This window comes from Mycoplasma leonicaptivi ATCC 49890, assembly GCF_000622205.1.
In the GTDB taxonomy this organism is placed as follows: Bacteria; Bacillota_I; Bacilli_A; order Mycoplasmatales; family Metamycoplasmataceae; genus Mycoplasmopsis; species Mycoplasmopsis leonicaptivi.
Window position 1 is genome coordinate 1 of sequence record NZ_JHWE01000076.1, and the last position, 1,376, is coordinate 1,376.

1 protein-coding gene is annotated in these 1,376 nt (G+C 25.2%); it reads right to left on the bottom strand.

Features of this window, described 5'->3' with window-relative positions; all coding sequences use genetic code 4:
* The coding region (locus BU00_RS04760) for a site-specific DNA-methyltransferase (RefSeq protein WP_342665347.1) at nt 1-1,370 on the bottom strand (1,370 nt) is incomplete at its 3' end.
* Nucleotides 1,371-1,376 lie beyond the last annotated feature (6 nt).

The following is a 1,376-nucleotide window of genomic DNA, read 5'->3' on the forward strand; positions in this document are numbered from 1 at the left end:
TCTATTAATTTTATAAGTGCTTGTTTTTTATCTTTTAATGATAATGTTTCAAATTCTTTGTCAACGTCTTGCAATTCTTGTGTTGTTAAGTATGGGACAATACGATTATCAGAATAAATTAGGTTTTTAATGATTGAGATATTTTGTTCATTTGCTTCTTGGATTTGATTAATTAATGTATTAGCGTCTTCAAGTAGTTCACAATATACAAATGAACCACCACCATTTCAATTAACTAATTTTGAGATACCACCTTGTTCACCGTCAATAACTTTTTTAAGACGTTCAACTGTTATATCATTAATATAATCCATTTGTTCTATACCAATGTATCTACGATTCATTTTGTGTGCAACTGCTGCCGTTGTGCCTGAACCAAGGAAGAAGTCGAGAATGAGGTCGTTTTCATCTGTAGAAGATTTAAAAATTCTTTCTATTAATTTTTCTGGTTTTTGACCTGCACCAAAATTTATATTACCTTCAAATTTTATAGAACTTCATGATATGTCATCTCATAAAGTTCCTGCTTTTTCTGTTTTATATATAAAATTATTTTCAATTACTATTGTTTCTTTTAAAAAACTTATTAATCTTTTTTTGTTACCTATAAATCCGACATCCGTTAATTTCCCTTTGTTTTTACCAGATACTGGAATATATTTAGCAATAATAAAATCATAATTATTTTGAATTTTTTTTCTTATTCTATCTCTAATTGAAGTTTGAGCGTTTTCTGTGGTATAAATTTTATCGATGTATTTTGTATATATTTCTTCTTCTGAACAATTTTCTTGTTTAGCTAAAGTTTTCACACTTACTGATTTATAATTTTTCATTTCATAAATTTTTATAATATTACCATAACCATCAACGATATCATCAATATAAAAAGGTTTTCCTTCATCTAACATAACATTAGTATATGCAAAATTCTTACCTTCTTTTTCTTTTGTTTTAATATATTCATACAGTGGAGTTTTAATATATTGTGTTTTTAATATTGAGTCATTTTTACCATAAACCAAAATATATTCAACATTCTTTTTCATTTTTTTATCTTCTCCACCACCACTAGCACCAGAAGATGCTTTTGATTTAACAATAATAGTATTTATATAATTATTATTTCCAAAAACTTCATCCATTAGAATTTTTAAATATGCATAACCATCATCGCTTATTTGTAGAAAAATAAATCCATTATTTTTTAAAATTTTTTTAGCTAAATCAAGTCTATTTTTCATAAAATTGAGTCAAGTTGATAATTTAAAATTACTATTATAAAGAAAAGTATCTTCTTCTCTTGTTGAACTAAAATAATATGGTGGGTCGATGTAAATGCATTTTACTTTACCTTCGTATCTTTTTAAAAGAGA